The sequence below is a fragment of the Microbacterium arborescens genome (genome assembly GCF_049707515.1).
Classification (GTDB): domain Bacteria; phylum Actinomycetota; class Actinomycetes; order Actinomycetales; family Microbacteriaceae; genus Microbacterium; species Microbacterium arborescens_B.
This window is the reverse complement of the sequence record NZ_JBNAFI010000004.1, coordinates 107,035-129,859: the sequence shown is the minus strand read 5'-3', so window position 1 is coordinate 129,859 and position 22,825 is coordinate 107,035. Positions and strand designations below refer to the sequence as shown.

The window sequence follows — 22,825 nt, the reverse complement described above, 5'->3', positions numbered from 1 at the left end:
CGCGGGCCGCCGAGCTGTGTCAGGCCGGGCTGAGGAGCGATGCGCCGATCGCCTCGTGCTCGGGCACGCGAACGCCCAGCAGCATCGCGAGCTCGACGATGTCGTGCGCGCCGGCCCGCCGTGCCGCGTCGATCGCGATGTGGGCGCACGCATGAGCGTCGGCCAGAGCGTCGTGGTGCGCGAAGTCGAGGAAGCCGACGGCGGCGGCCACGAGCGGCAGGCGATACGAGTCGAGCTGGTAGGTCTTGCGCGCGAGTTGGACACTGCAGACCGAGCGTAGAGCGGGGAGTGCGGCTTCCGTCGCCTCGCAGGCCCGGCGGAGCACGGCCATGTCGAACCCGGCGTTGTGCGCCACGAGCACGTCGTCGCCGATGAATTCGAGCAGACGCGGGAGCTGCGCCACCCAGCCGGGCGCCTTCTCCACCGCATCCGCGGTGATCCCGTGGATCGAGACGTTGATGTCGAAGAAACGGTCGTGTCCCGCGGGCGGGCGGATGAGCCATCCGTCCGAGGCGACGACTTCGCCGTCGCGGACACGCACCAGTCCGACCGAGCAGGCGGATGCGCTGGAGGAGTTCGCCGTCTCGAAGTCGATCGCGGTGAAGTCCAATGCCACGTCCCCAGCGTCACCCGCGACCCGCAGCCGGCCGCGGAGGCGCGCCGCCGATCCATCCGATCGGGCAGGTCGGAGGCGACGGCGGCGGGCCACGTAGACTCGATGCCCGTGGCTCTCACCATCGGAATCGTAGGACTGCCCAACGTCGGCAAGTCGACCCTCTTCAACGCCCTGACCAAGAATCAGGTTCTCGCGGCGAACTACCCGTTCGCGACGATCGAGCCGAACGTCGGCGTGGTGAACCTCCCCGACCCGCGCCTGAAGGTTCTCGCGGACATCTTCCACTCGGAGCGGATCCTGCCCGCCGCGGTGTCGTTCGTCGACATCGCGGGCATCGTGCGCGGTGCGTCGGAGGGTGAGGGCCTGGGCAACCAGTTCCTCGCGAACATCCGCGAGGCCGACGCCATCGCGCAGGTCGTCCGCGGATTCGCCGACGACGACGTCGTTCACGTCGAGGGCGCGGTGAACCCGCAGAACGACATGGAGACGATCAACGCCGAGCTGCAGCTCGCCGACCTCCAGACGCTCGAGAAGGCGATCACGCGCTACGAGAAGGAGGTTCGCGGCAAGAAGCTCGACCCCTCCGTGCTCGAATCGGCCAAGGCTGCGCAGGACGCCCTGCAGCGCGGCGAGCTGCTCTCGGGGTCGGGATCGACCGTAGACCTCGCGCCGATCAGGGAGCTCGGTCTGCTGACGGCCAAGCCGTTCATCTTCGTCTTCAACGTCGACGAGGCCGTACTGACCGATGACGCCCGCAAGGCCGAGTTGGCGGCGCTGGTCGCACCCGCGCAGGCGGTGTTCCTCGACGCGAAGATCGAGTCGGAGCTCATCGACCTCGACCCCGAGGAAGCCGCTGAGCTGCTCGCCTCGACCGGTCAGGACGAGTCGGGTCTCGACCAGCTCGCCCGCATCGGCTTCGACACGCTGGGCCTTCAGACCTACCTCACCGCAGGGCCCAAGGAAGCGCGTGCCTGGACGATCGGCAAGGGCTGGAAGGCTCCGCAGGCCGCCGGCGTGATCCACACCGACTTCGAGAAGGGCTTCATCAAGGCCGAGGTCATCTCGTTCGAGGACCTCGTCGCGACGGGCTCGGTCGCCGAGGCGCGCTCGAAGGGCAAGGCGCGCCTCGAGGGCAAGGATTACGTCATGCAGGACGGCGACGTCGTGGAGTTCCGCTTCAACGTCTGACACCCCATGGCGCTCGGTCGCGCCTGCCGCGAGCCGCCAGGGCCGGCACGCCCACCGAAACAGCCCTGGTTGTGGCTCATTGTCGTGTGGCCCGGTGGCCGAAGGGAGACGTCGCCGCTCGTCGTCGGCACGAGCTCGGGCTCTGTGACGAAGACCTTTGAACGTCCGTTACCAGCCTCTGCGCGATCCATCAACCGGTGGGCGCCTCGGCGCTGCCCCGCATAGCGTGGACGTCATCTCGACTCGAGGAGGCAACACCATGGCCACGAACACCACCACGTCCACGCGGAACAAGCGCCGCGCTTCCGGCGCGGGTCTCACGAACGAGCAGAACGCCGAGAGCGGCTTCCGCGCCTCGCAGAAGCTCAGCGAGAACACCCAGAAGGTGCTCGTCGACCTCATCGAGCTGTCGCTGCAGGGCAAGCAGGCTCACTGGAACGTCGTCGGACGCAACTTCCGCGACACCCACCTGCAGCTCGATGAGATCATCGAAGCCGCGCGCGAGTTCGCCGACACGGTCGCCGAGCGCATGCGGGCACTGCACGCCCTTCCGGACGGCCGCAGCGACACCGTCGCCGAGACGACGACGCTGCCGGAGTTCCCGCAGGGCGAGATCGACACGGCGGAGGTCATCGACCTCATCACCGAGCGGCTCGAGGCGACGATCGCCACCTGCCGCGACGTGCACGACGAGGTCGACGAGGAGGACCCGACGACCGCCGACATCCTGCACTCCATCCTCGAGCGCCTCGAGCAGCTCGCCTGGATGGTCAGCGCCGAGAACCGCAAGCCCCAGGGCTGACACCCCGCGGCTCAGCCACGCATCGAAGGCCCCGCTCCGTCGCGCACCGCGACCGGGCGGGGCCTTCGGGCATCAGGACGGGTCTCTTCGCCGTCAGGGCAGGCGCGGGTCGATCATCGTCATGCCGGAAGCGCCCGCCGCGTCCATGGCCGGCAGCAGGCGCGCGGCCTCCTCGAGGCCGACGACCCGGCGCACGAGGTCCTGAGGTCGCAGGCTGCCGTCGTCGATGAGTGCCATCATCCCGGGGTAGTCCACCGCGGCCATGCCGTGGCTGCCGAGCAGATCGAGCTCCCACGCGATGACGCGCGCCAGGGGAGCGGCGGTGCGCCCGGATGCCGAGGGCAACAACCCGACCTGCACGTGACGTCCTCGTCTGCGAAGACTCAGGATCGCGTCGGATGCCGTCTGCTCGCTGCCGACGGCATCGACCGAGACGTGGCTGCCGCCATTGGTCAGCTGGTGCACGATCGCGGGAATGTCGCGGCCGTCGGCCTCGACGGTGTGCTCGGCGCCCAGTTCCGAGGCCACGAGCAGCGGCTCGGGCGACCGGTCGACGGCGACCACCCGGGCCCCGAGAGCTCGCGCGATCATGACGGCGCTCAGCCCGACGCCCCCGGCGCCGACGATCGTGATCCACTCGCCGCCGCGCAGCGCGGCCCGCGCGATCAGCGCGCGGTAGGCCGTGGCGAAGCGGCATCCCAGCGCCGCCGCCGCCTCGAACGAGACCGTCTCGGGGATGCCGATGAGATTCGTGTCGGCCGCCGGTACGACGACCCGCTCGGCGAACGAGCCGGCGTAGGTGATTCCGGGTTGCTGCTGATTCGGGCAGACCTGGGCATCGCCTCGCCCGCACCATTCGCACTGCCCGCACGCCACGACGAACGGTGTCGTGACGCGGTCGCCGACGCGCCAATCGCGCACGCCCGATCCGGTTTCGATGATGACGCCCGAGAACTCGTGCCCGGGCGTATGCGGGAGGGTGATGTCATCGTGGCCCGCCCACGCGTGCCAGTCGCTCCGGCAGAGACCCGTGGCGCGCACCGAGACGACGACACCGTCGGCGGGCGCGACCGGATCGGCCACCTCGCGAACCGCCGGCGCGCCGCGGATGCTGTCCATGACCATCGCTCGCACGATCGCCCAGGCTACGGCATCCGATACCGACGCGTGCGTGGGGCCAGACGAACCTCAGGCGTCGCGGAAGCCCTCGAGGTCGGGATCCCATTGCGTCGACGTGTCGTCCGTGACGGCGTACAGGTGCGCCCCCTCGGAGCTGCGGCGCGGGTAGCTTTCGTGCGTCCGGAGGTCTTCGGCGCCTTCGGAGAAGTCGGGCTCGTCGGCTTCCCAGTCGACCGGGGCCGAGAGCACATCGTTGCCGACGCCGATGACGAGTTCGGCCTCGTCGGTGCGGCCGCTCGCCTCGAGGACGATCGGAATCCGCACGGCCTCGGCGCGCCCGTAGTTCGCGACCGCTGCGGTGAGCTCCACGAGCGCCTCCGCAACGTCATCCGTCGTGATCACCGTGTCGCCCGCGTACGTGATTCGTCTCATGCACTCCACTGTGTCGCGTCCTCACGCCGGGCCCAGCCTGCTTGCGGGGGGTTCGGGGATGGGATAGGTGGGACACGACGCGCGGCGGGCCCGGATCCTTGCACGCGGGCCCCTGATGGTCAACGCGCCTGACGTCGACGGGCCGTGAGCTTAGCGTTGCTGCACGCGGCGTCGCCGACGCGCACCGACAGTGAGGACACGCCATGACGGACCACGACCCGGCAGCCGAGCAGCAACCTCTCTCCGAGCCCGACGCGGTGCGCAAGGACATGCGCTACAGCCCCGCCAGCGACACCGAGACACGCGAGAAGCAGGACGAGGCGCCGACGAGCCCCGACGCGGACGTCGACGACGACCTCGTCCGCGCTCGGCCCGGCACCGGTGGCCCCGACGATGTGGGCGACGTGGATGTGCCCGCGGAGGACCTCAACCTGCCGTGGCGCGACGACGAAGCGGGCGCCTGACGCCTCACGCGGGCTCGACGGATCAGTTCCAGCCGACCGTGTTGAACCATTCGGCGCGTCCGGCGGCCTCCGCGGCGTCCGTCGTCCCGCGGAACGCATCGTGCTGAGCGAGGGCGCCGCCGCGCAGCGCAACGAAGGCAGAGCAGGCGGGGCAGAGTCCCCGTCCGTGGGGGAAGCCGTCGGGGAGGACGGGCGCGGGGTCGGCGTGCTCACCGCTGCCTGGGCACACCGGCGGATCGGCCTGCACCTCCGACCACATCTGCGACGTGCCCAGCCGATTGTGCAGCCCGGAATGACCGCGCGGGCGGGTGCAGAGCGCCGAGCCTCGACGGGACCGGCACCACAGCGCGGTCGGGTAGTTCGCTGACGTTGCGGCGCTCACTCGCTCAGATGCGGATGCCGCAGATGCCGCACTCGCCGGCTGCCGACACCTCGACGAAGCAGTCGGGGCACATGGCGCGTACGACGTCGGAGGGCGCGGGCGCCTTGGGCGTGCGGGGAGCAGTCGCGCGCGGAGCGGCACGGCGCGCAGGTGCGGTGCGCGTCACCGTCGCCGCTGGCTGCTTGCGCTCAGGCACGTGGTCGTCGCAGTAGAAGCGCACGAAGCCGCCGTGGTTGGTGGGATGCCGGTGCTTGACCGCCCACAGGTGGTCGCGGTCGTGCGCGGCGACAGCGGCGGGACATGACGCGCACCGCGCGGGGTCACCGGGCATGACGTCGGCGACGCGGTACGGCGTCTCATAGGTGAGGCGATCACGCCAGTCTGCCGAATCGACGATTCTCATGGGGGTCCTTCCCGGCACTTGCACGCCGGATTCCAGCGTACCCGCGGCCCCGGGAAGTCGCTTCGCCCACGTCTGGGTGAACATCCGCGAAACGGCGCGCGCCGCCGGAGCAAGGACACCGGGGCTCTTGCCACAGTGGAGGCGTCACCACCGGCGAGAGGGCGCGAATGGCAATGGCGACCCGAGCACCGCTGGACGTGCTGCTGCGTCCCGCAGCCCTGGCCCGCGCCTGGATGGGGCCCGGCCGGAGCCAGGAGACGATCGCCGTCCCCGGCGTCGTGCTGGGCGACGGCGAAGCCCTGGTGCGCGTCGACCTCGTGACGATCGCCGAGGAAGACCTCGCCATCGCCGACGGCGATGAGGAATGCCCGGTGCCCACGGTGCTCGGGCGGGAGTTCGTCGGGCGGATCGCAGCCCTCGGCGGGCGCGTCGACGCGACCGACGGCACTCCGCTCGAACTCGGTGAGCGAGTGGTCAGTGCTGCCGGCCCCCACGAGCGGATCGCCGCGCACCGCGAGCTCGTGGGCGGTTTCGCCACGCACGTCCATCTGGTTTCGGGGACCGCGATCGTCCGGGTCGGCGAGAACCTCCCGGCCTGCATCCTCGCCCCCGTTCCCGGGGCCGTCGCGCGCGCCGCGGCGACCCTCCGTGCCGTGGAAGCGGAGGCCGATCCCGAGGACCTCGTTGCGACGATCGGCGGCACGGGCGCCGACCCGCTCGCGTTCGCCGCGCTGATCGTCGAACGCGGCGCACGAGCGCGGATCGCGTCGGCGGACCCGCGGGTGCGGGCTCGCGCCGCGCGGTTCGGCGCCGAACTCGCGCCCGAGCACATCCTCGAGACCGAGCTCAGCGCGCGCTTCGTCCGCCCGGGCACCGCCGAAGAACGCGTCGTCCGTCCGAGCGAACCGACGCCCGTCGATCTCGAGGCAGCCGTCGCGTTCATGCGCGCTCCCGGCACCCGGCGCTACCCGTTCGCGGATCTCGTCTCGACGCCGCTGCCCCTCGACCGGCTCGAGGACGCGATCGAGCTCGCGCGGTCGGGGCGCCACCTGCGCGTGGCGATCGCCCCTGGAGCCTGAGCTCGCGAGGGCGATCGGATGCCGCGGCGGCGGCGGGTCGAGTGGGGCCGCGGCGGGTCGGGTGGCGACCGTCAGGCCGTCTGGCCCGCGTGCTCGCCCTCTTCGATCTCTTCGATGACCTTCGCGTTGAAGGCCGGGAGGTCATCGGGCGTGCGGCTCGACACGAGACCCTGGTCCACGACGACCTCCTCGTCGACCCAGGTCGCACCGGCGTTGACCAGGTCGGTCCGCAGGCTCGGGAAGCTCGTGAGCGTGCGCCCCGACAGCACGCCGGCCTCGGTCAGGATCCATGCCGCGTGGCAGATCGCGCCCACGGGCTTGTGCTGCTCGAAGAATGCGCGCGTGAAGTCCACCGCGTTCGGGTCGAGACGCAGATTGTCGGCGTTGACGACGCCGCCCGGAAGGACGAGGGCGTCGTATTCGTCCGCCTCGGCGTCAGTGGTGACCACGTCGACCTTCTGGGCGTGGCCGTTCTTCCCCGTGATCTCGCCCGCCTCGGGCGCGATCAGGACGACGGAGCCGCCGGCGTCGGAGACGGCCTGCCAGGGCGAGGTCAGCTCGCTGTCCTCGAAGCCGTCGGTTGCCAGGAATGCGATCTTCTTGCCATCGAGAGTGCTCATGCTCTCGACGCTAGACACGGCCGGCCACGGTCGCGACGCGCTTGACAGGCTCGGCGACGCATGGTGGCCAACGGGGTTACGATGGCGATATGTCCACCGCATCCACGCCCCAGACTCAGACACTGCAGCCGGTTCCCGATGAGAAGAACCTCCTGGTGAACACGAACGACGACGCAGCCTCGTGCTGCGGCGGCGGGTGCTGCTCGACATCCTGAGCTCCGCCCGTGACGGGCGAACGACGAAGCCGCCGATGCGTGACGCATCCGGCGGCTTCGTCGTTTCGGCGGGCCCGTTCGGCACGCGCCGCGCGGTCAGTGCCCGGCGGGGATCCCTTCCGGGCTGTCAGCGGGCTTGCGGATGAGGAAGGCCCCGATGATCAGCGGCGACGCGATGATCGCCGCCACGAGGAACGCCGCCCGTGCACCGGCCGCGCCCGCCGCCGTCGTTCCCGGATCGACGGCACCGGCTTCGGCAGCCGCCATGACGGTGATGAGCAGCGCGATGCCGGCGGCGCCGGCCACCTGCTGCATGGTGGAGACGATCGCGCTGCCGTGGGAGTAGAACCGCGGCTGCAGCGAACCGAGGGACGCGGTGAACAGCGGCGTGAACGACATGGCCAGACCCAGCGAAAGCAGGGTCTGCAGCGACAGCAGCAGCCACACGGACGTGTGGTCGGTGAGGGTCGTGAAGGTCCACAGGATGCCGGTGACGATGACGGCGCCCGGAACCAGCAGCACCCGCGTGCCCCACCGGTCGTAGATGCGCCCGATGAAGGGACCCGCGATGCCCATGGCCAGCGATCCCGGAAGGACGATCAGGCCGGACTCGAGCGCCGTGAGCCCGAGGACGTTCTGCATGTACAGGGGCAGCAGGGTGATCGCACCGAAGAACGCCATCGACATGACGGCGAGCTGAGCGACCGCGAGCGAGAAGTTCGCCGACCGGAACACGCGCAGGTCCAGCAGCGCCACGTCGGAGCGCTGCAGCGTGAGCTGGCGCCAGACGAACGCGCCGAGGGCGAGCACGCCGACGGAGAGCGCGATGATGAGCGGCAGGTTCGAGGCCGGGGCCGCGGCTCCGGCATCCCCGCCGCCGTGGCCGCCTGCGCCGATCTGGCTGAGTCCGAAGACGAGTCCGCCGAAGCCGAACGCGGACAGCACGACGGAGAGCACATCGAGCGGCGCACGCCGCGTCTCGCCGAGGTTGTGGATCCAGCGGACGCCGATCGCGAGAGCGATGAGCGCGATCGGCAGGACGACGCCGAAGATCCAGCGCCAGCTGAGCGTGTCGAGCAGGAAGCCCGACAGGGTCGGCCCGATGGCGGGGGCGAGCGACATGACGATGCTGACTCGGCCCATCATCCGCCCGCGCGCGTGAGGGGGCACGACGGTCATCAGAGTGGTCATCAGCAGCGGCATCATGATCGCCGTGCCCGATGCCTGCACGACGCGGGCGACGAGCAGGAACTCGAAGCCGGGTGCGAGAACGGCGATGAGCGTGCCCGCCGAGAAGAGGCTCATCGCGGCGGTGAAGACCACGCGCGTCGTGAATCGCTGCAGCAGGAAACCGGTGACCGGGATCACCACGGCCATCGTGAGCATGAACGCGGTCGTCAGCCACTGCGCCGCCACCGCGGTGATGCCGAAGTCGTCGATGAGGTGCGGGATCGCGACGCCCATCGTCGTCTCGTTGAGGATCGCCACGAAGGCTGCCACGAGCAGGAGCCAGATGACCCGGTTCGCCTCGGCGGAGACGACGGTGGGAACGGCGGGCGGCGCTGCGGATGCAGACGTGGTGGATGACGGCGCGACGGCCATGGGCAAGCTCCTCGGTCGGGAAGATCGGTCGTCACCCGAGGGCGGACTCCGCAGGGGGAACAACCCCGCACAGGGATTATTCCCGGCCGTGCGTCGCCGCGCCAGAGAGCGCCCGCTGTCCACGCCCCGGCAGCGCGCCGCGGTTCACCACAGGCGCGCGATCGCCCAGAGCTCCGCCGTCGCGGGATCGGCGGCGGGGTGGGCGATCGCACGCTCGTGGAATTCGCGGACGAGCGCGCCGACCTGCCGGCGGTACTCCGGATCGGGATGCGTCGCAGCGATCCGCACGAGCGGGGGGATGTCCATGTCGAGCACGAGGCGGACCCGGGCTTCGGCGGCGGCCCGCGCATCGGCGGCATCCAGCACCGCCAGCCCTGACCGCAGCGCCTCGGCGTAGTCGGAGAGCACCGGCAGCTGCGCGCGGTGCTGAGTGATCGACGACCCGTCGGCGCGCTCGCGCCAGTGGACGACGACGTCGGGGATGACGTCGAATGCGCGCGCCCGGGTGTACATCTGCTGCGCGACCACCTGGTCTTCGTACAGGCGGTCTTCGGGGAAGCGCAGCCGGTGACGACGCCAGAACTCGATGCGGCTCGCCTTCGACCACGCCACGATGTTGCCGCTGGCCTCGGGATGGTCGGCGAGCGTCGTGGCGGTGCGGGCGGGCCGCGTGGACGCCGCCACCCACGGCTGGACGGGCCCGGCGACGTAGCCCTCGTCGGTCGGCCGCAGCCGCACGTACGCCCCCGCGACGAAGTCGGAGCCGGACGCGTCGAGCGTGCTCACCCAGCGCTCGAGGGCAGACGGGGTCAGGATGTCGTCGGCGTCGAGGAACGCGACGAACGGGGTTTCGACGCGGTCGAGCCCGACGTTTCGGGCGGCCCCGAGACCGACGGCGCGCTCGTGCGAGACGACGCGGAACCGCGGGTCGGAGTCGGCCGCCGCGGCGAAGATCCGCCCGGTCGCATCGCGCGAGCCATCGTCGATGAGGATCGCGGTCCACTCGCCGAGCGTCTGATTCCGAAGCGAGGAGAGCGCGTCGTCGGCATAGGGTGCCACGTCGCGGCCGGGGACGATGACGGTGACGACGGGCGAGCTCACGACCCCGATCGTACTGCCGCGACGGCCGCCGACACCGCCTCGGCGAGCGCGGCGGCATCCGGCGGTGCGGCCCGATCGAAGCTGAACCGCACGGCGGTCCGCGCGGCATCCGCGTCGAGTCCGATAGCCGTGAGGACGTGCGAGGGCTCGTCGCTTCCCGCGGCGCAGGCCGAGCCGCTGCTGGTGACGATCCCGCGCCGCTCGAGCTCCAGCAGCACGGCCTCGCCGGAGGTCGCAGCGAAGACGAACGATGCGTGGCCGGGCAGCCGGCGGTCGGGGTCGCCGGTAAGGCGCGCCCCCGGAACGGTCGCGAGCACCCGGGTCGAGAACACCTGGCGCGCCGTGATGGCACGCGCGGCCGCATCGGCCCGCTCGCGTTCGGCCAGGTCGAGCGCGAGCGCGAGACCCACGGCGCCCGCGACGTTCTGCGTGCCCGAGCGGCGCCCCCGCTCCTGGCCGCCGCCGTGGAGGAGGGGTTCGAGCGGGAGGCGTCCGCGCACGGCGAGCAGACCGATGCCCTGGGGGGCGCCGATCTTGTGCCCCGCGATCGAGATCGCGGCAGCGCCGGTACCCGACAGGGGCAGCCAGCCCGCCGCCTGGACGGCATCGACGTGAAGCGGCACTGCTGCGACCGCGCGCGCGATCGCGTCGATGTCCTGGACGGTTCCGATCTCGTTGTTGGCGTAGCCCACGCTCACGACGGCGGTGTCGTCACGGACCGCGCGCGCGACGGCATCCGGATCGATCCTTCCCTCGGCGTCGACGGTGAGGATGTCGAGGTCGTACCCGTGCATCCGCTCGAGGTAGCGGCAGACCGCGAGGACCGATTCGTGCTCCACCGCCGTCGTCACGACATGACCGGGACGACGGCCGCGGGCGCCGAGGGCGATGCCCGCGATCGCGAGATTGTTCGCCTCCGTGCCGCCGGAGGTGAAGACGATGTCGCCCGGTCGCACGCCGAGCACGGCGGCGGCGCGTTCTCGCGCGTCGGTGAGGGCACGGGCGATGTCTTCGCCGACCGTGTGGACGCTCGACGGGTTTCCGAAGCGTCCGGTGAGGAAGGGCGCCATCGCCTCGAGCACCTCGCGGCGCACCGGTCCGCCCGCGGCGTGGTCGAGATAGAGCATCAGTGAGCGTCGACGACGAGGTCGAGGCCGAGGTCGAGAGCGGGCGCCGAATGGGTGAGTGCTCCCGCCGAGATGACATCGACTCCGGTCTCCGCGATCGCCCGGACGGAGTCCAGCGACACACCGCCGGACGCCTCGACGGTCGCGCGGCCGGCGACCAGGCCGACACCGCGGCGGAGATCGTCGAGGGAGAAGTTGTCGAGCATGATCGTGTCGATGCCGGCGGCGAGGACCGGCTCGATCTGGTCGACGCGGTCGACCTCCACCTCGACATGAGTCGTGTGCGGCAGGCGCGCCATCGCTCGCCGGAGCGCATCGGTCAGCCCGGTCCCGTCGGCGGTGAGGATGCCCAGGTGGTTGTCCTTCAGCATGACCGCGTCCGAGAGGGAGAAGCGGTGATTGCGGCCGCCCCCGTCGCGGACGGCCTGACGCTCGAGCATCCGCAGGCCCGGCGTGGTCTTCCGCGTGTCCGCGATGCGCGCCGACGTGCCCGCGACGGCGTCGACGTAGCGGCGCGTGAGCGTGGCGATCCCCGACATCCGTTGCGCGAAGTTCAGGCCGACGCGCTCGGCGGTGAGCACGGCCCGAGCCGGACCGTGCACCGTGGCGAGCACGTCGCCGGAACGGATGGCCGCACCGTCCGGCATCCGGAGATCGATCCGGCAGGTCGGGTCGGTCAGTTCGAAGGCGGCGGCGAACAGCGACCCGCCGCTGAACACCCCCTCCACGCGTGAGACCAGCGCGGCCGTGGCCCGCGCGTCCGCGGGGATGAAGGCTGCGCTGGTGAGGTCGCCCCAGGGCGCGTCCTCATCGAGGGCGGGGCCGACGACGGCGGCGATCTGGCGGGGAGTGAGCATCATGCGACCTTTTCGGGGAGGGGGGGCTGTCGGGCCGGACCGGCGGCGGGGGAGAGCCGAGGTGTCATCGCTCCGGTGGTGCGCGCCAACCGAGTGGCTGCGCTCGAGCGCCGCTGCCGTGACGGCACGGGCTACCAGCAACAGGTTGGCATCCTCGTGTTCTCGCCGGGTGCGGGCGGCGCCGTGGGCGCTCGACCAGGCATCGAGCGTGTCGAGCGCGAGCGCCAGGCCGTCCGCGTCGCGCTGCAGGCCGACATGGCGCCACATGAGCCTCTGCAGGGCCGCGCGCGAGAACGGGCCGGTCATCGGCGGAATGGGCCGAGGTGGTGCGCCCGGGCGTCGACGCGACGCTCGGGGCTCGGACTCGGGAGGGCATGCCGCACCGGCCGTCGTCCCCTCGGTCGAACTCGCGTCGGTCGAGAGGGCGTCGGCCGCAATGGCCTCGGCCGCCCGCATCCCGAACACGACGGCCTCGAGCAGCGAGTTCGATGCCAGCCGGTTGGCGCCGTGCACGCCCGTGCGGGCGACCTCTCCGGCAGCGAACAGCCCGCGGAGGTCCGTCCGGCCGTCGAGGTCGGTCACGACCCCGCCCATAAGGTAGTGCGCGGCGGGGGTGACGGGGACCGGATGCCGGCACCAGTCCCACCCCCGCGCCCGCACGGCCCGGTCGATCGTCGGGAACCGCTCGGCGAGGAAGGCCGCGGTCGCAGCCGGCGTCGCCCGGAGCCTCGTCGCGTCCAGCAGCACCGGGCGCCCGCCCTGCCGTGCCATGGCCGACGCGATCGCGCGGGCGACGACGTCCCGGGGAGCGAGTTCGCCATCGGGGTGCGCATCGAAGCAGAAGCGCCGGCCGTGCTCGTCGATCAGCACGGCGCCTTCACCGCGCACGGCCTCGGAGACGAGCGTCCCGTCGGCGAGCGCGGTCGGATGGAACTGCACGAACTCCAGGTCGGCCACCGTCGCGCCCGCGCGCAGTGCGAGGGCGATCCCGTCCCCGGTGGCGACGGCGGGATTGGTCGTGTGCGCGTAGAGGTGACCCGCGCCCCCGGTGGCGAGCACCACCGCGTCGGCGGCGAGGGTCTCGGTCCGGCCCGCTGCGATCGCACGGACGCCGTGCACCGCACCCCCAGCCACGAGGAGCTCGGTCACGAACGTCTCGGTACGGATGTCGACTGAACTCGCGACGAGCGCACGGCTCACCGCCTGCTGGATCGCCGCACCCGTCGCGTCGCCGCCGGCATGCAGGATGCGGGGCCGTCGGTGCGCCCCCTCCAGGCCGAGCCGCAGCTCGCCCGATGCGTCGCGGTCGAACGCGACGCCGAGAGCTTCGAGCGCCGCGATGGCGCCCGGGCCGGCCGATACCAGTGTGCGCACCGCGTCGCGCTCGCCGAGCCCGGCGCCCGCGACGAGGGTGTCGTCGACGTGGGCGGAGAACGTGTCGGCGGTCGCGGTCACGGCGGCGATGCCGCCCTGCGCGTGCGCGGTGTTGCCCTCGCCGAGCGATCCCTTGGTGATGAGGACGACGTCGCAGCCGGCGTCGGCGGCGCGCAGCGCACAGATGCCGCCCGCCAGCCCCGAGCCGACGACGATCACGCGGCGGGTCACGGCCGGGCCGCCAGCATCCGTTCGAGAGCAGCGCGCGCGGGCACCGCGACATCGTCCGAGACCTGGATGCGGTTGGGTGTCCGCCCCGCGCGCAGCTCGTCGAGCACCCATGCGAGGTAGCCGGGGTGGATGCGGTACATCGTCGAGCAGGGGCAGACCACCGGGTCGAGGCAGAAGATCGTGTGCTGCGGGTACTGCGCCGCCAGCCGCTGAACGAGGTTGATCTCGGTGCCCACGGCGAAGGTGGTGGGCTCCGCGGCCGCCTCGATCGCCCGGCGGATGTACTCGGTCGAGCCGGCCTCGTCCGCGGCATCCACGACCGGCATCGGGCACTCGGGGTGCACGATGACACGCACGCCCGGGTGCTCCGCGCGGGCGCGCTCGATCTGCTCGACCGTGAACCTGCGGTGCACCGAGCAGAAGCCGTGCCACAGGATCACCCGCGCATCGCGGATGCCGCCCGCGTCGTTCCCGCCGAGGGGGCGTCGCGGGTTCCACATCGGCATGCGCTCGAGGGGGACGCCCATGGCCTTGGCGGTGTTGCGCCCCAGGTGCTGGTCGGGGAAGAACAGCACGCGGCGACCCCGCGCGAAAGCCCACTCGAGCACCGTCCGCGCATTCGAGGACGTGCACACGATCCCGCCGTGCCGCCCGACGAATCCCTTGATGGCTGCTGAAGAGTTCATGTACGTGACGGGGATAATCGGCAGCATCCCGTCCGCATCCGGGGTGTCGAGGTCGCCGTACACCTCCGCCAACTGCTCCCAGCACTCCTCGACCTCGTCGATCGAGGCCATGTCGGCCATCGAGCAGCCCGCCGCGAGGTTCGGCAGGATGACGGCCTGCTCGGGCGCCGACAGCAGATCGGCCGTCTCGGCCATGAAGTGCACGCCGCAGAACACGATGGCCTCCGCCTCGGGGCGCGACCTCGCCGCTTCCGCGAGCTGGAAGGAGTCGCCGACATAGTCCGCGTGACGCACGACCTCCTCGCGCTGGTAGAAGTGTCCGAGCACGACGACGCGGTCGCCGAGCGCAGCTTTGGCGTCGCGGATGCGATCGTGCAGCTCGGTTTCACTCGCCGTGCGGTAGTACTCCGGGAGTTCGCCCTGCCGTGGCGCGCCGGTGGGGATGACATCGCCCATCGACGACCCCGGCCCGTAGCCCGGTCGGCTGTCGAAGCTCCACGGGCCCGCGGCGAGATCGGTGTTGCAGGTCTCGTCGGTCGAGGCGCCGGCGACGATCGCCTGGATGCCGTGGTCGACGCTCGGGTCGATCGGTCGCGGGGCCAGCGTGAGCGGGAAGGTGGTCATGCGCATTCCTTCATCGGGGGAGCGGGCCGCGGTCGGCGAGCTCGACATCGTGGTTGTAGCGGTACAGGCGGGCGGGCCGGTGACTGCCGGTGCGGAACTCACGCGTGGGGATGAGGGTGCCCGAGCCCTCGACCTGCCGTCGGAAGTTCGCCGGGTCGAGGCGTCTGCCTCCGATCGCCTCGTACACCTCGCGCAGCTCGGCGAGGGTGAACAGATCGGGGAGCAGGCCGTGTGCGATGCGGCTGTAGCCCACCTTGTTGCGCAGGCGCCAGAGGGCGTACTCGACGATGTTGTCGTGATCGAACGCCAGCGGCGGGAGGGCGGCGGTGTCGAACCACGCGACGTTCTCGTCCGCCGGCAGGGGAGTGGCGGCGACGTCCTCGCGCACGAGAGCCCAGTACACGATCGACACGACGCGCGACGGCGAGCGTCCGACGTCGCCGAAGACGTAGAGCTGCTCGAGGTAGCTCGGCGCGAGCGCCGTGGTCTCGGCGAGAGTTCGCGACGCGGCTGACTCGAGGTTCTCGGCGACGCCCAGCCAGCCGCCGGGCAGTGCCCACTGGCCCGCGTGCGGGTCGCGGGTGCGCCGCACGAGGGGCAGGACGACGGCGGGCAGCTCGCCGCCGCCGTGGCGCAGGCTGAAGATCACCGTCGAGACGGCGACCCGGATGTCGTCGGGCGACGCGTCGGCCCTACTTCGTGTCATTGTGACCCTAACTGTTCGCGTCGATCTTATAGTCACGGTGACACGAACGGCAAAACGGAAGTCTCACAGCGGACCGCCGTACGCTGTGACCATCCCCCGAGGAGGTCCTGTGCTGCTGGTCGACGTCATCGTCGTGATCCTCCTCGTCGGCTTCTTCGCCATCGGCGTCACCCGAGGGCTCGTCGCCATCGCCGGCTCGCTCGCGGGGCTCGTGGTCGGGTCGCTCCTGGCGGTGTGGGCCGTGCCCCTCATCGCGCCCGGTGTGGCCGACTGGGAGTACCGGTCGCTCGTCCTCGCGATCTGCGCCATCGCGATCATCGGCCTCTGCACCGCCCTCGGCACGGCCGTCGGTGCGGCCCTGCGGCGCGGGGTGGATCGTGCCAAGCTGCGCATCCTCGACCGCATCCTCGGCGCCGGCGGCGCGACCGTCGCCGGTGGCCTCGTCCTGCTCCTCGGTGCCGGCGCCGTGACCGCGAGCGGCATGCCCGTCGTCTCCACCGCCGTCGCCTCATCCCGCGTGCTCTCGTTCATCGACGGGATCACCCCCGACCCCGTCGACACGGCGCTCGCCGAGGTGCGCGGCTTCGTCGTCGACGAAGGCATCCCGCGCATCGGCGACCTCCTGCAGCCCCAGGTCGCGCCGACCGCGCCGGCCGTCGCTCTCGACGATCCGGAGCTGCAGCGCGCCGCCGCATCCGTCGCCCGGATCAGCGGCACCGCGTATGCCTGCGGCGTCTCGATGACCGGTTCGGGCTTCGTCGTGGGCGAAGGCCTGATCGTCACCAACGCGCACGTCGTCGCCGGCGTCGACACCCCCGTCGTCGAGTTGCCCGGCCGCGACGCCCGGGAGGGCCGCGTCGTCTACTTCGACCCTGTCGACGACCTCGCCGTGATCGCCGTCTCCGGCCTGGACGCCGCAGCGCTGCCGATCGTCCCGCCGGTCGCCGCCGGCGCTGCCGTCGCGGTGCAGGGCTACCCCCTGGGCGGCCCGTTCACGAGCGGCGCGGCGTTCGTGCTGTCGGTCGGCTCGGCTCCCGTGCCCGACATCTACGACGACTCGAGCGCGCCGCGCGAGATCTACGCACTCGAGGCGGACGTACGGCCGGGCAACTCCGGCGGCCCCCTCCTCACCGACGCTGGGGCCGTCGCGGGCGTCGTGTTCGCGCGCGGCGCCGACGACGAACGACGCGGCTACGCCATGACCACGACCGAGCTGCTGCCCGCCCTCGCGGGTGTGACCGTCGAGGCCCCCGCGGTGCCCGCCGGAGCCTGCACCCGCTGATCCCCGCCCCATCCGGACCATCCGGACCCGCGAGACGTCAGTGTTGCCCCGAGAAGGTGGGTTCGCGCCGGGGTGTCGGGGCGAAAGTGGGGTCTCGCGGTTCCGCGGTGGCGCTATGCTGATCGCGCAACTGAAGACAGGCCGCATGACGCACGCGGGAGAGCCCCGGATCCCTCCGGGCACCGAAGGAGCAAGCCTCCCCGCCAATCTCTCAGGTCCGCGTACCGCGCGCGTCCGGCCGCTCTGGAAAGCGATCCCCTCGGGGATCCGCCGACGGTGAAAGCCGGGTCCGCCCGGTGAAACTCTCAGGCCCAAGACAGAGGGGGAGTTCCGGATGCCGCAGCCGTGGCAGCCGCCCGCCCGCGACGGGAGAACTCATGACAGATCCCCGCTCCACCGTCCTGCACCACCGTCACGCCGCCCTCGGCGCTTCCTTCACCGACTTCGGCGGCTGGCTCATGCCCGTGCGCTACACCTCGGACCTCGCCGAGCACCACGCCGTGCGCACGGCAGCCGGGCTGTTCGACATCTCGCACATGGCCGAGTTCTGGGTGCATGACGGCGAGGCGGCCGCCTTCCTCGACTACGCGCTCGCGGGTCGCATCTCCGGGATGAAGGTCGGCAAGGCCAAGTACTCCCTCGTGCTCAGCGCCGACGGCGGCATCGTCGACGACGTCATCGTCTATCGCACGGGAGAGGAGTACTTCCTCGTCGTGGCCAACGCCGGCAATCGCGAGGCGGTCGCCGGTGCGCTGGCGGACGCCGTCGAGCCGTGGCGCGCGACCCGACCGTCTCCGGGCGCAGGCCGGTCCGACGGAGCGTTCGCGTTCGTCGCCGGTGCCGAGGTGCCGCGCATCGAGGACATCACCGACCGGATGGCGCTCATCGCGGTGCAGGGCCCGGCTGCGCAGTCCGTCCTGGCAGGGCTTCCCGGTTTCGAGGTCGTCGGGATCCCGCTCGACGAGGTCGGGTTCTACGCGTTCACCTCCGCCGAGTTCGATGGCGCGAGCGTCGTCGTCGCCCGCACCGGCTACACGGGCGAGGACGGATTCGAACTCATGATCCCGGTGGAGCACGCCGAGCTGCTCTGGGACGCCCTGCTCGAGCACGGTGCCCCCGCGGGCCTCGTGCCGGCCGGTCTCGCCGCGCGCGACACGCTGCGTCTCGAGGCGGGCATGCCCCTCTACGGACACGAGCTCTCGCTCGACATCGCCCCGGCTCAGGCCGGGCTCAACCGCGTCGTGGCCGCTGACAAGAGCGAGTTCGTCGGTCGAGAAGGTCTGGCCACGCGGGCATCCGATGGTGCGCCCGTCCTCGTCGGCCTCGTCTCGGAGGGCCGCCGAGCCGGTCGCGCCGGCTACGCCGTGCTCGGACCCGACGGCGAGCGGGTGGGCGAGGTCACGAGCGGCGCGCTCAGCCCGACACTCGGACACCCCGTCGCCATGGCCTTTGTCGCCCCTGAACACGCCGCGCCCGGCACCGAGCTCGCTCTCGATGTCCGCGGCACCCCCGTCCCCGCCACCGTCACCGCGCTGCCGTTCTACCGGAGGAAGAAATGACCGATCTCGACGCCCTGAAGTACACCGCCGAGCACGAGTGGGTCGCCCTTTCGGGCACCACGGCGACCGTCGGCATCACCGACTACGCGGCCGAGAAGCTCGGTGACGTCGTCTACGTCGACCTGCCCGCCGTCGGAACGGCCGTCACGGCGGATGCCGTCTGCGGCGAGATCGAGTCGACGAAGTCGGTCGGCGAACTCTACGCCCCGCTGAACGGGACGGTCGTGGAGATCAACGACGCCGTCGTCGACGACCCCTCCCTGGTGAACGCCGGACCCTTCGGCGACGGCTGGCTGATCCGCATCGAGATCGATCCCGACGCCGCAGCGGGGCTGCTCGACCGCGCCGCATACGTCGCGCTCACCGGCGGAGACCAGTGAGCGCCGCCTTCGCCGCCCGTCACATCGGCACCGACAGCGGCGCCCAGCGGCGCATGCTCGACGCGCTGGGTTATCCCGACGTCGACGCCCTCCTCGCGCGGGCCGTCCCGGCGGCGATCCAGGTCGATCCGCTCCCCGACAGCGTCATCCCGGCGGCCGTCGCGGAGCACGAGGCGCTCGCGGAGCTTCGCGAGCTGGCGTCACGGAACCGTCCGGCGCGCTCGATGATCGGTCTCGGCTACTACGACACCCTCACCCCCGCCGTCATCCAGCGAAACGTGCTCGAGAACCCGTCGTGGTACACCGCGTACACGCCGTACCAGCCCGAGATCTCGCAGGGCCGGCTCGAGGCGCTCATCAACTTCCAGACGATGGTCACGGATCTGACCGGGCTCGCCACGGCCAACGCGTCGATGCTGGATGAGGCGACCGCCGTCGTCGAGGGGATGCTCGTCGCGCGGCGCGCGTCGAGGTCGCGGAGCAACGTGTTCCTCGTCGACGCCGACGCGCTCCCGCAGACCCGGGCGCTCCTCGGCCATCGCGCCGGGGCCCTCGGGATCGAGCTGCGTGAGGTCGACTTCGCCGATGTGGATGCGGCACCTTCCGTGTCCGATGGGGTGTTCGGGGCCTTCGTGCAGTATCCCGGAGCGTCGGGCCGCGTCTGGGACCCGAGCGCCGTGATCGCCGCCGTCCAGGAGGCGGGCGGACTCGCCGTCGTCGCCGCCGACCTGCTCGCGCTCACGCTCCTGCGCTCGCCCGGCTCACTCGGAGCCGACGTCGCGGTCGGCACGACGCAGCGGTTCGGCGTCCCGATGGGGTTCGGAGGCCCGCACGCGGGCTACATGGCGGTGCGCGGCGGCCTCGAGCGCCAGCTGCCCGGACGTCTCGTCGGCGTCTCGGTCGACGCCGCCGGCGACCCCGCGTACCGCCTGTCGCTGCAGACGCGCGAGCAGCACATCCGCCGGGAGAAGGCCACGTCGAACATCTGCACCGCGCAGGTCCTCCTCGCGGTGATGGCGTCGATGTACGCGGTCTACCACGGTCCGGGGGGCCTCCGCCACATCGCGGAGAACGTCGCAGGACACGCGGCTCTGCTGTCCGAGTGGCTGGCGGATGCCGGTGCCGAGGTCGCACACGCATCCTTCTTCGACACGGTGATGGTCCGTGTCCCGGGCCGGGCCGCAGAGATCGTCGCCGCCGCACGCGGGCGCGGCTACCAGCTGTGGCACCGCGATGACGACACCGTCGGGATCTCCGTCGACGAGACCACCACGACGACCGACCTGCACCGCATCGCGCAGGCCTTCGGCGGGCCTGAGCAGCGCGCGTTCGCCTTCGTCGCCGGAGCATGGCGCGAGCGGCATGCTCCGGCGGCGCTGCTGCGCGAGGACGAGTACCTCACGCATCCGGTCTTCAACAGCCACCACTCCGAGACGGCGATGATGCGCTACCTCAAGCGCCTCGCCGACCGCGACTACGCGCTCGATCGCGGAATGATCCCGCTCGGGTCGTGCACCATGAAGCTCAACGCCGCGACGGAGATGGCGGCGGTGACCTGGCCGGAGTTCGCCCGCGTGCATCCGTTCGCCCCCGCCGACGACGTGCAGGGCTATCTCGACCTCGTGAACCAGCTCGAGTCTTGGCTCGCCGAGGTGACGGGCTACGACGCCGTCTCGCTCCAGCCCAACGCGGGATCGCAGGGAGAGCTCGCGGGCCTGCTCGCCATCCGCGGGTATCACCGCTCGCGCGGCGACGACGACCGCACGGTCTGCCTCATCCCCTCGTCGGCCCACGGGACCAACGCGGCGTCGGCGGTGCTGGCCGGAATGCGCGTCGTCGTCGTGGCGTGCGACGAGGCGGGGAACGTCGACCTCGACGACCTCCGCGCGAAGATCGCCGAACATGCCGCTGCCCTGTCTGCGCTCATGATCACGTACCCCTCGACCCACGGCGTGTACGAGCACGAGGTCCTCGCGATCACCGAGGCGGTGCACGCCGCCGGGGGTCAGGTCTACGTCGACGGGGCGAACCTCAACGCGCTGCTCGGCTACGCCCGGTTCGGCGACCTGGGCGGCGACGTGTCGCACCTGAACCTGCACAAGACCTTCGCCATCCCGCACGGCGGCGGGGGTCCGGGCGTGGGGCCCGTGGCGGCGAAGGCGCACCTCGCGCCGTTCCTGCCCTCGCATCCGTTCGCCCAGCGGTCCGAGCACGCCGGCGGCTTCGCGTTCGACGGCGGACCGATCTCGGCCGCGCCCTACGGTTCGGCATCCATCCTCCCGATCTCGTGGGCGTACGTGCGGATGCTGGGCGCTGCCGGCCTGCGCGCCGCGACGGGGGCCGCCGTCCTGGCGGCGAACTACGTCGCGGTTCGGCTGCGCGAGCACTACCCGGTGCTCTACGCCGGCGAAGGCGGTCTCGTCGCACACGAGTGCATCCTCGATCTCCGTCCGCTCCGCGAGCGCACGGGCATCACGGTCGACGACGTGGCCAAGCGCCTCATCGACTACGGCTTCCACGCCCCGACGATGTCGTTCCCCGTGGCGGGGACGCTCATGGTCGAGCCCACCGAGTCGGAGGACCTCGCCGAGATCGACCGCTTCGTCGAGGCGATGGTCGCGATTCGCGCCGAGGCCGATCGGGTCGCCGCGGGGGAGTGGCCGGCCGACGACAACCCGCTCGTGGCGGCTCCCCATACGGCGGAGTCGGTCGTCGCGGCGGAGTGGCCGCACCCGTACTCGCGCGAGGAGGCGGTGTATCCCGTGCGCTCCCTCGTGCGGGGCAAGTACTGGCCCCCGGTCCGCCGCATCGACCAGGCCTACGGCGACCGCAACCTCGTGTGCGCGTGCCCGCCCCCCGAGGCCTTCGCCTGACCCCGCGCCGCTTCGCCCGCCTCGCCTGATCCGCGAGACGTCAGTTCTGCCCTGAGACGCTGGGTTGACGCCGGGCTCTCGGGGCGAGACTGACGTCTCGCGGGTCCAGGGCGGGCGCCGGGCGGAGAGCGGCGCGGCAGCGCGTGAGGCGGTCCAGGTCGGCGGGGCGCAGGCGACGCACGCCCGCGGAGCGCAGGATGCCGTCGAGCCGGTCGAACTCGACGACATCCTGCCAGCCCCAGTGGACGACCCGGCGGACACCGCCCGAGCGCAGCCGGGCGTCGCGAGCCCGCTGCTCGCGCAGCAGCACCGGAGCGTCGCCGAATCGCCCGTCGTACTTCAGATCGCCGTCCGTCTCGCCGATCACGCCGTCGTCGGCCCAGCGGAAGTCGACCCGGTCACGCCCCAGAACCGTCTGCAGCTCGGGCTCGCTGTAGCCGAGCAGATCGATGGTGCCGCGGCTGAGCGACTCCAGCGTCGACTCGGCCGCGCCGTCGGCGCGGTGCAGCGGCCAGCGCGCACGCCGGCGCCCGCGGCTGCTCGCGCGATCCTCGTTGCGGGCGACGAGGACGTCGACGCTTCGGACGTGGCCCGCCCGCAGCACCGCGTCGGCGACGGCGAGCCCGACCAGCTCTCGGCGGTCGCGCGCGATGTCGATCGCGCACTCCGTGGCGCTGGTCAGCGCGATCCCGTCGACCTCGACGATCTCTCGGCGGTCGCGCGTGGTGTGGATGCGCAGCCCGCCGCGGTCTCCACCCGATACGGCTTCGTCCGCGAGTACATGGACATCCCGCGGGTCGCCCGTGACAGGCAGACCCAGGAGCGCGGCGGCCGACTCATGGCTGAACACGCACCCCGGACGGGTCGCGGCGACCGCGTGCACCCGCGCCACGTAGCGGTCCCACGGCGCGAGCCCGCCCCACGATTCCGCCGGCACGTACACGCCGCGGCGGATCGGCACCAGCTCGCCCCGTCGCGCGGCGCGTTCCGGGTGCGTGCGATGGCGGGCGAGTACGAGCGGAACCGGACAGGGCATGAGAGCGGATGCGGCGACCTCGGGCATCCCGTCATCCTCGCCGCCCGCGCCCCGTCGCCCGCGCGCG

At 71.8% G+C, this 22,825-nt stretch carries 22 protein-coding genes, 1 pseudogene and 2 riboswitches; of the genes and pseudogenes, 9 read left to right on the top strand and 14 right to left on the bottom strand.

All coding sequences use genetic code 11. The annotated features are described in order from the left end of the window. Positions 1–19: 19 nt before the first annotated feature. Positions 20–616 (bottom strand): exonuclease domain-containing protein, encoded by a 597-nt coding sequence (locus tag ACPYN5_RS09855; protein WP_424448805.1) that lies wholly within the window; start codon positions 614–616, stop codon positions 20–22. A gap of 108 nt (positions 617–724) precedes the next feature. Here ACPYN5_RS09855 and ychF point away from each other — a divergent pair, with 108 nt between their 5' ends. Continuing rightward, entirely contained in the window at positions 725–1,804 is a 1,080-nt protein-coding gene (gene ychF / locus ACPYN5_RS09850; protein WP_424448804.1) for a redox-regulated ATPase YchF, read from the top strand. 259 nt (positions 1,805–2,063) lie between these two features. Then, positions 2,064–2,606: a Dps family protein gene (locus tag ACPYN5_RS09845; protein WP_424448803.1), complete on the top strand. Its 543-nt coding sequence runs from the start codon at positions 2,064–2,066 to the stop codon at positions 2,604–2,606. 93 nt (positions 2,607–2,699) lie between these two features. Here ACPYN5_RS09845 and ACPYN5_RS09840 read toward each other — a convergent pair whose 3' ends face one another. Then, positions 2,700–3,740, bottom strand: a complete 1,041-nt coding sequence (locus ACPYN5_RS09840; RefSeq protein WP_424448802.1) for an alcohol dehydrogenase catalytic domain-containing protein — start codon at positions 3,738–3,740, stop codon at positions 2,700–2,702. Between the two features lie 54 nt (positions 3,741–3,794). Then, complete coding sequence (locus tag ACPYN5_RS09835) at positions 3,795–4,157, bottom strand: hypothetical protein (protein WP_424448801.1); 363 nt, start codon at positions 4,155–4,157, stop codon at positions 3,795–3,797. Between the two features lie 203 nt (positions 4,158–4,360). On the opposite strand from ACPYN5_RS09835, the gene ACPYN5_RS09830 reads away from it, so the two are divergent. After that, positions 4,361–4,621 carry a hypothetical protein gene (locus ACPYN5_RS09830; protein WP_424448800.1) on the top strand — a complete coding sequence of 87 codons (261 nt, stop codon included), beginning with the start codon at positions 4,361–4,363 and terminating at the stop codon, positions 4,619–4,621. Positions 4,622–4,643: 22 nt separating this feature from the next. Here ACPYN5_RS09830 and ACPYN5_RS09825 read toward each other — a convergent pair whose 3' ends face one another. Together ACPYN5_RS09825 and ACPYN5_RS09820 are read right to left on the bottom strand one after the other, a co-directional pair. Beyond that, on the bottom strand, positions 4,644–5,003 hold the full coding sequence (locus tag ACPYN5_RS09825) for a hypothetical protein (RefSeq protein ID WP_424448799.1): 360 nt from the start codon (positions 5,001–5,003) through the stop codon (positions 4,644–4,646). Positions 5,004–5,007: 4 nt separating this feature from the next. Beyond that, a complete protein-coding gene (locus ACPYN5_RS09820; protein WP_424448798.1) occupies positions 5,008–5,406 on the bottom strand; it encodes a glucose-6-phosphate dehydrogenase in 399 nt (132 codons plus the stop codon). 167 nt (positions 5,407–5,573) lie between these two features. Here ACPYN5_RS09820 and ACPYN5_RS09815 point away from each other — a divergent pair, with 167 nt between their 5' ends. After that, positions 5,574–6,485, top strand: coding sequence for an alcohol dehydrogenase catalytic domain-containing protein (locus tag ACPYN5_RS09815; protein ID WP_424448797.1), 912 nt, complete (start codon positions 5,574–5,576; stop codon positions 6,483–6,485). Between the two features lie 71 nt (positions 6,486–6,556). Here the strand turns inward: ACPYN5_RS09815 and ACPYN5_RS09810 are convergent, their stop codons facing one another. Next, a complete protein-coding gene (locus ACPYN5_RS09810; protein WP_424448796.1) occupies positions 6,557–7,105 on the bottom strand; it encodes a type 1 glutamine amidotransferase domain-containing protein in 549 nt (182 codons plus the stop codon). Positions 7,106–7,194: 89 nt separating this feature from the next. Between ACPYN5_RS09810 and ACPYN5_RS09805 the strand changes: the two genes are divergently transcribed. Continuing rightward, positions 7,195–7,320, top strand: a complete 126-nt coding sequence (locus tag ACPYN5_RS09805; RefSeq protein WP_424448795.1) for a hypothetical protein — start codon at positions 7,195–7,197, stop codon at positions 7,318–7,320. Between the two features lie 96 nt (positions 7,321–7,416). On the opposite strand, the gene ACPYN5_RS09800 is transcribed toward ACPYN5_RS09805, so the two are convergent. The 7 genes and pseudogenes from ACPYN5_RS09800 to ACPYN5_RS09770 form a co-directional block, all read right to left on the bottom strand. After that, positions 7,417–8,922: a DHA2 family efflux MFS transporter permease subunit gene (locus ACPYN5_RS09800; protein ID WP_424448794.1), complete on the bottom strand. Its 1,506-nt coding sequence runs from the start codon at positions 8,920–8,922 to the stop codon at positions 7,417–7,419. A 144-nt stretch (positions 8,923–9,066) separates the two neighbouring features. After that, complete coding sequence (locus tag ACPYN5_RS09795; RefSeq protein ID WP_424448793.1) at positions 9,067–10,023, bottom strand: glycosyltransferase family 2 protein; 957 nt, start codon at positions 10,021–10,023, stop codon at positions 9,067–9,069. Beyond that, a complete protein-coding gene (locus ACPYN5_RS09790; protein ID WP_424448792.1) occupies positions 10,020–11,150 on the bottom strand; it encodes a cysteine desulfurase family protein in 1,131 nt (376 codons plus the stop codon). Before ACPYN5_RS09790 ends, ACPYN5_RS09795 begins: the two co-directional genes overlap by 4 nt. Next, a complete protein-coding gene (gene nadC / locus ACPYN5_RS09785) occupies positions 11,150–12,007 on the bottom strand; it encodes a carboxylating nicotinate-nucleotide diphosphorylase (RefSeq protein ID WP_424448954.1) in 858 nt (285 codons plus the stop codon). Before nadC ends, ACPYN5_RS09790 begins: the two co-directional genes overlap by 1 nt. A gap of 78 nt (positions 12,008–12,085) precedes the next feature. Further along, positions 12,086–13,723 (bottom strand): annotated as a pseudogene (nadB, locus tag ACPYN5_RS09780) (L-aspartate oxidase); the annotation flags it as partial. After that, complete coding sequence (nadA, locus tag ACPYN5_RS09775) at positions 13,609–14,922, bottom strand: quinolinate synthase NadA (RefSeq protein ID WP_424448791.1); 1,314 nt, start codon at positions 14,920–14,922, stop codon at positions 13,609–13,611. The pseudogene nadB and the gene nadA, both read right to left, overlap by 115 nt. 10 nt (positions 14,923–14,932) lie before the next feature. After that, entirely contained in the window at positions 14,933–15,628 is a 696-nt protein-coding gene (locus tag ACPYN5_RS09770) for an NUDIX hydrolase (protein ID WP_424448790.1), read from the bottom strand. 109 nt (positions 15,629–15,737) lie between these two features. Between ACPYN5_RS09770 and ACPYN5_RS09765 the strand changes: the two genes are divergently transcribed. The 4 genes from ACPYN5_RS09765 (at position 15,738) to gcvP (ending at position 21,722) form a co-directional block, all read left to right on the top strand. Next, entirely contained in the window at positions 15,738–16,910 is a 1,173-nt protein-coding gene (locus tag ACPYN5_RS09765) for a MarP family serine protease (protein WP_424448789.1), read from the top strand. Between the two features lie 145 nt (positions 16,911–17,055). Next, positions 17,056–17,147: riboswitch (glycine riboswitch) on the top strand. A 1-nt stretch (position 17,148) separates the two neighbouring features. After that, positions 17,149–17,237, top strand: a riboswitch (glycine riboswitch). A gap of 50 nt (positions 17,238–17,287) precedes the next feature. Continuing rightward, entirely contained in the window at positions 17,288–18,469 is a 1,182-nt protein-coding gene (locus ACPYN5_RS09760) for a glycine cleavage system aminomethyltransferase GcvT (RefSeq protein ID WP_424448788.1), read from the top strand. Further along, complete coding sequence (gcvH, locus tag ACPYN5_RS09755) at positions 18,466–18,849, top strand: glycine cleavage system protein GcvH (protein WP_424448787.1); 384 nt, start codon at positions 18,466–18,468, stop codon at positions 18,847–18,849. The genes ACPYN5_RS09760 and gcvH overlap by 4 nt, the downstream gene beginning before the upstream one ends. Positions 18,850–18,902: 53 nt before the next feature. After that, positions 18,903–21,722: an aminomethyl-transferring glycine dehydrogenase gene (gcvP, locus tag ACPYN5_RS09750; RefSeq protein ID WP_424448953.1), complete on the top strand. Its 2,820-nt coding sequence runs from the start codon at positions 18,903–18,905 to the stop codon at positions 21,720–21,722. A 40-nt stretch (positions 21,723–21,762) separates the two neighbouring features. On the opposite strand, the gene ACPYN5_RS09745 is transcribed toward gcvP, so the two are convergent. Beyond that, positions 21,763–22,785, bottom strand: coding sequence for a type IV toxin-antitoxin system AbiEi family antitoxin domain-containing protein (locus ACPYN5_RS09745; RefSeq protein WP_424448786.1), 1,023 nt, complete (start codon positions 22,783–22,785; stop codon positions 21,763–21,765). Positions 22,786–22,825 lie beyond the last annotated feature (40 nt).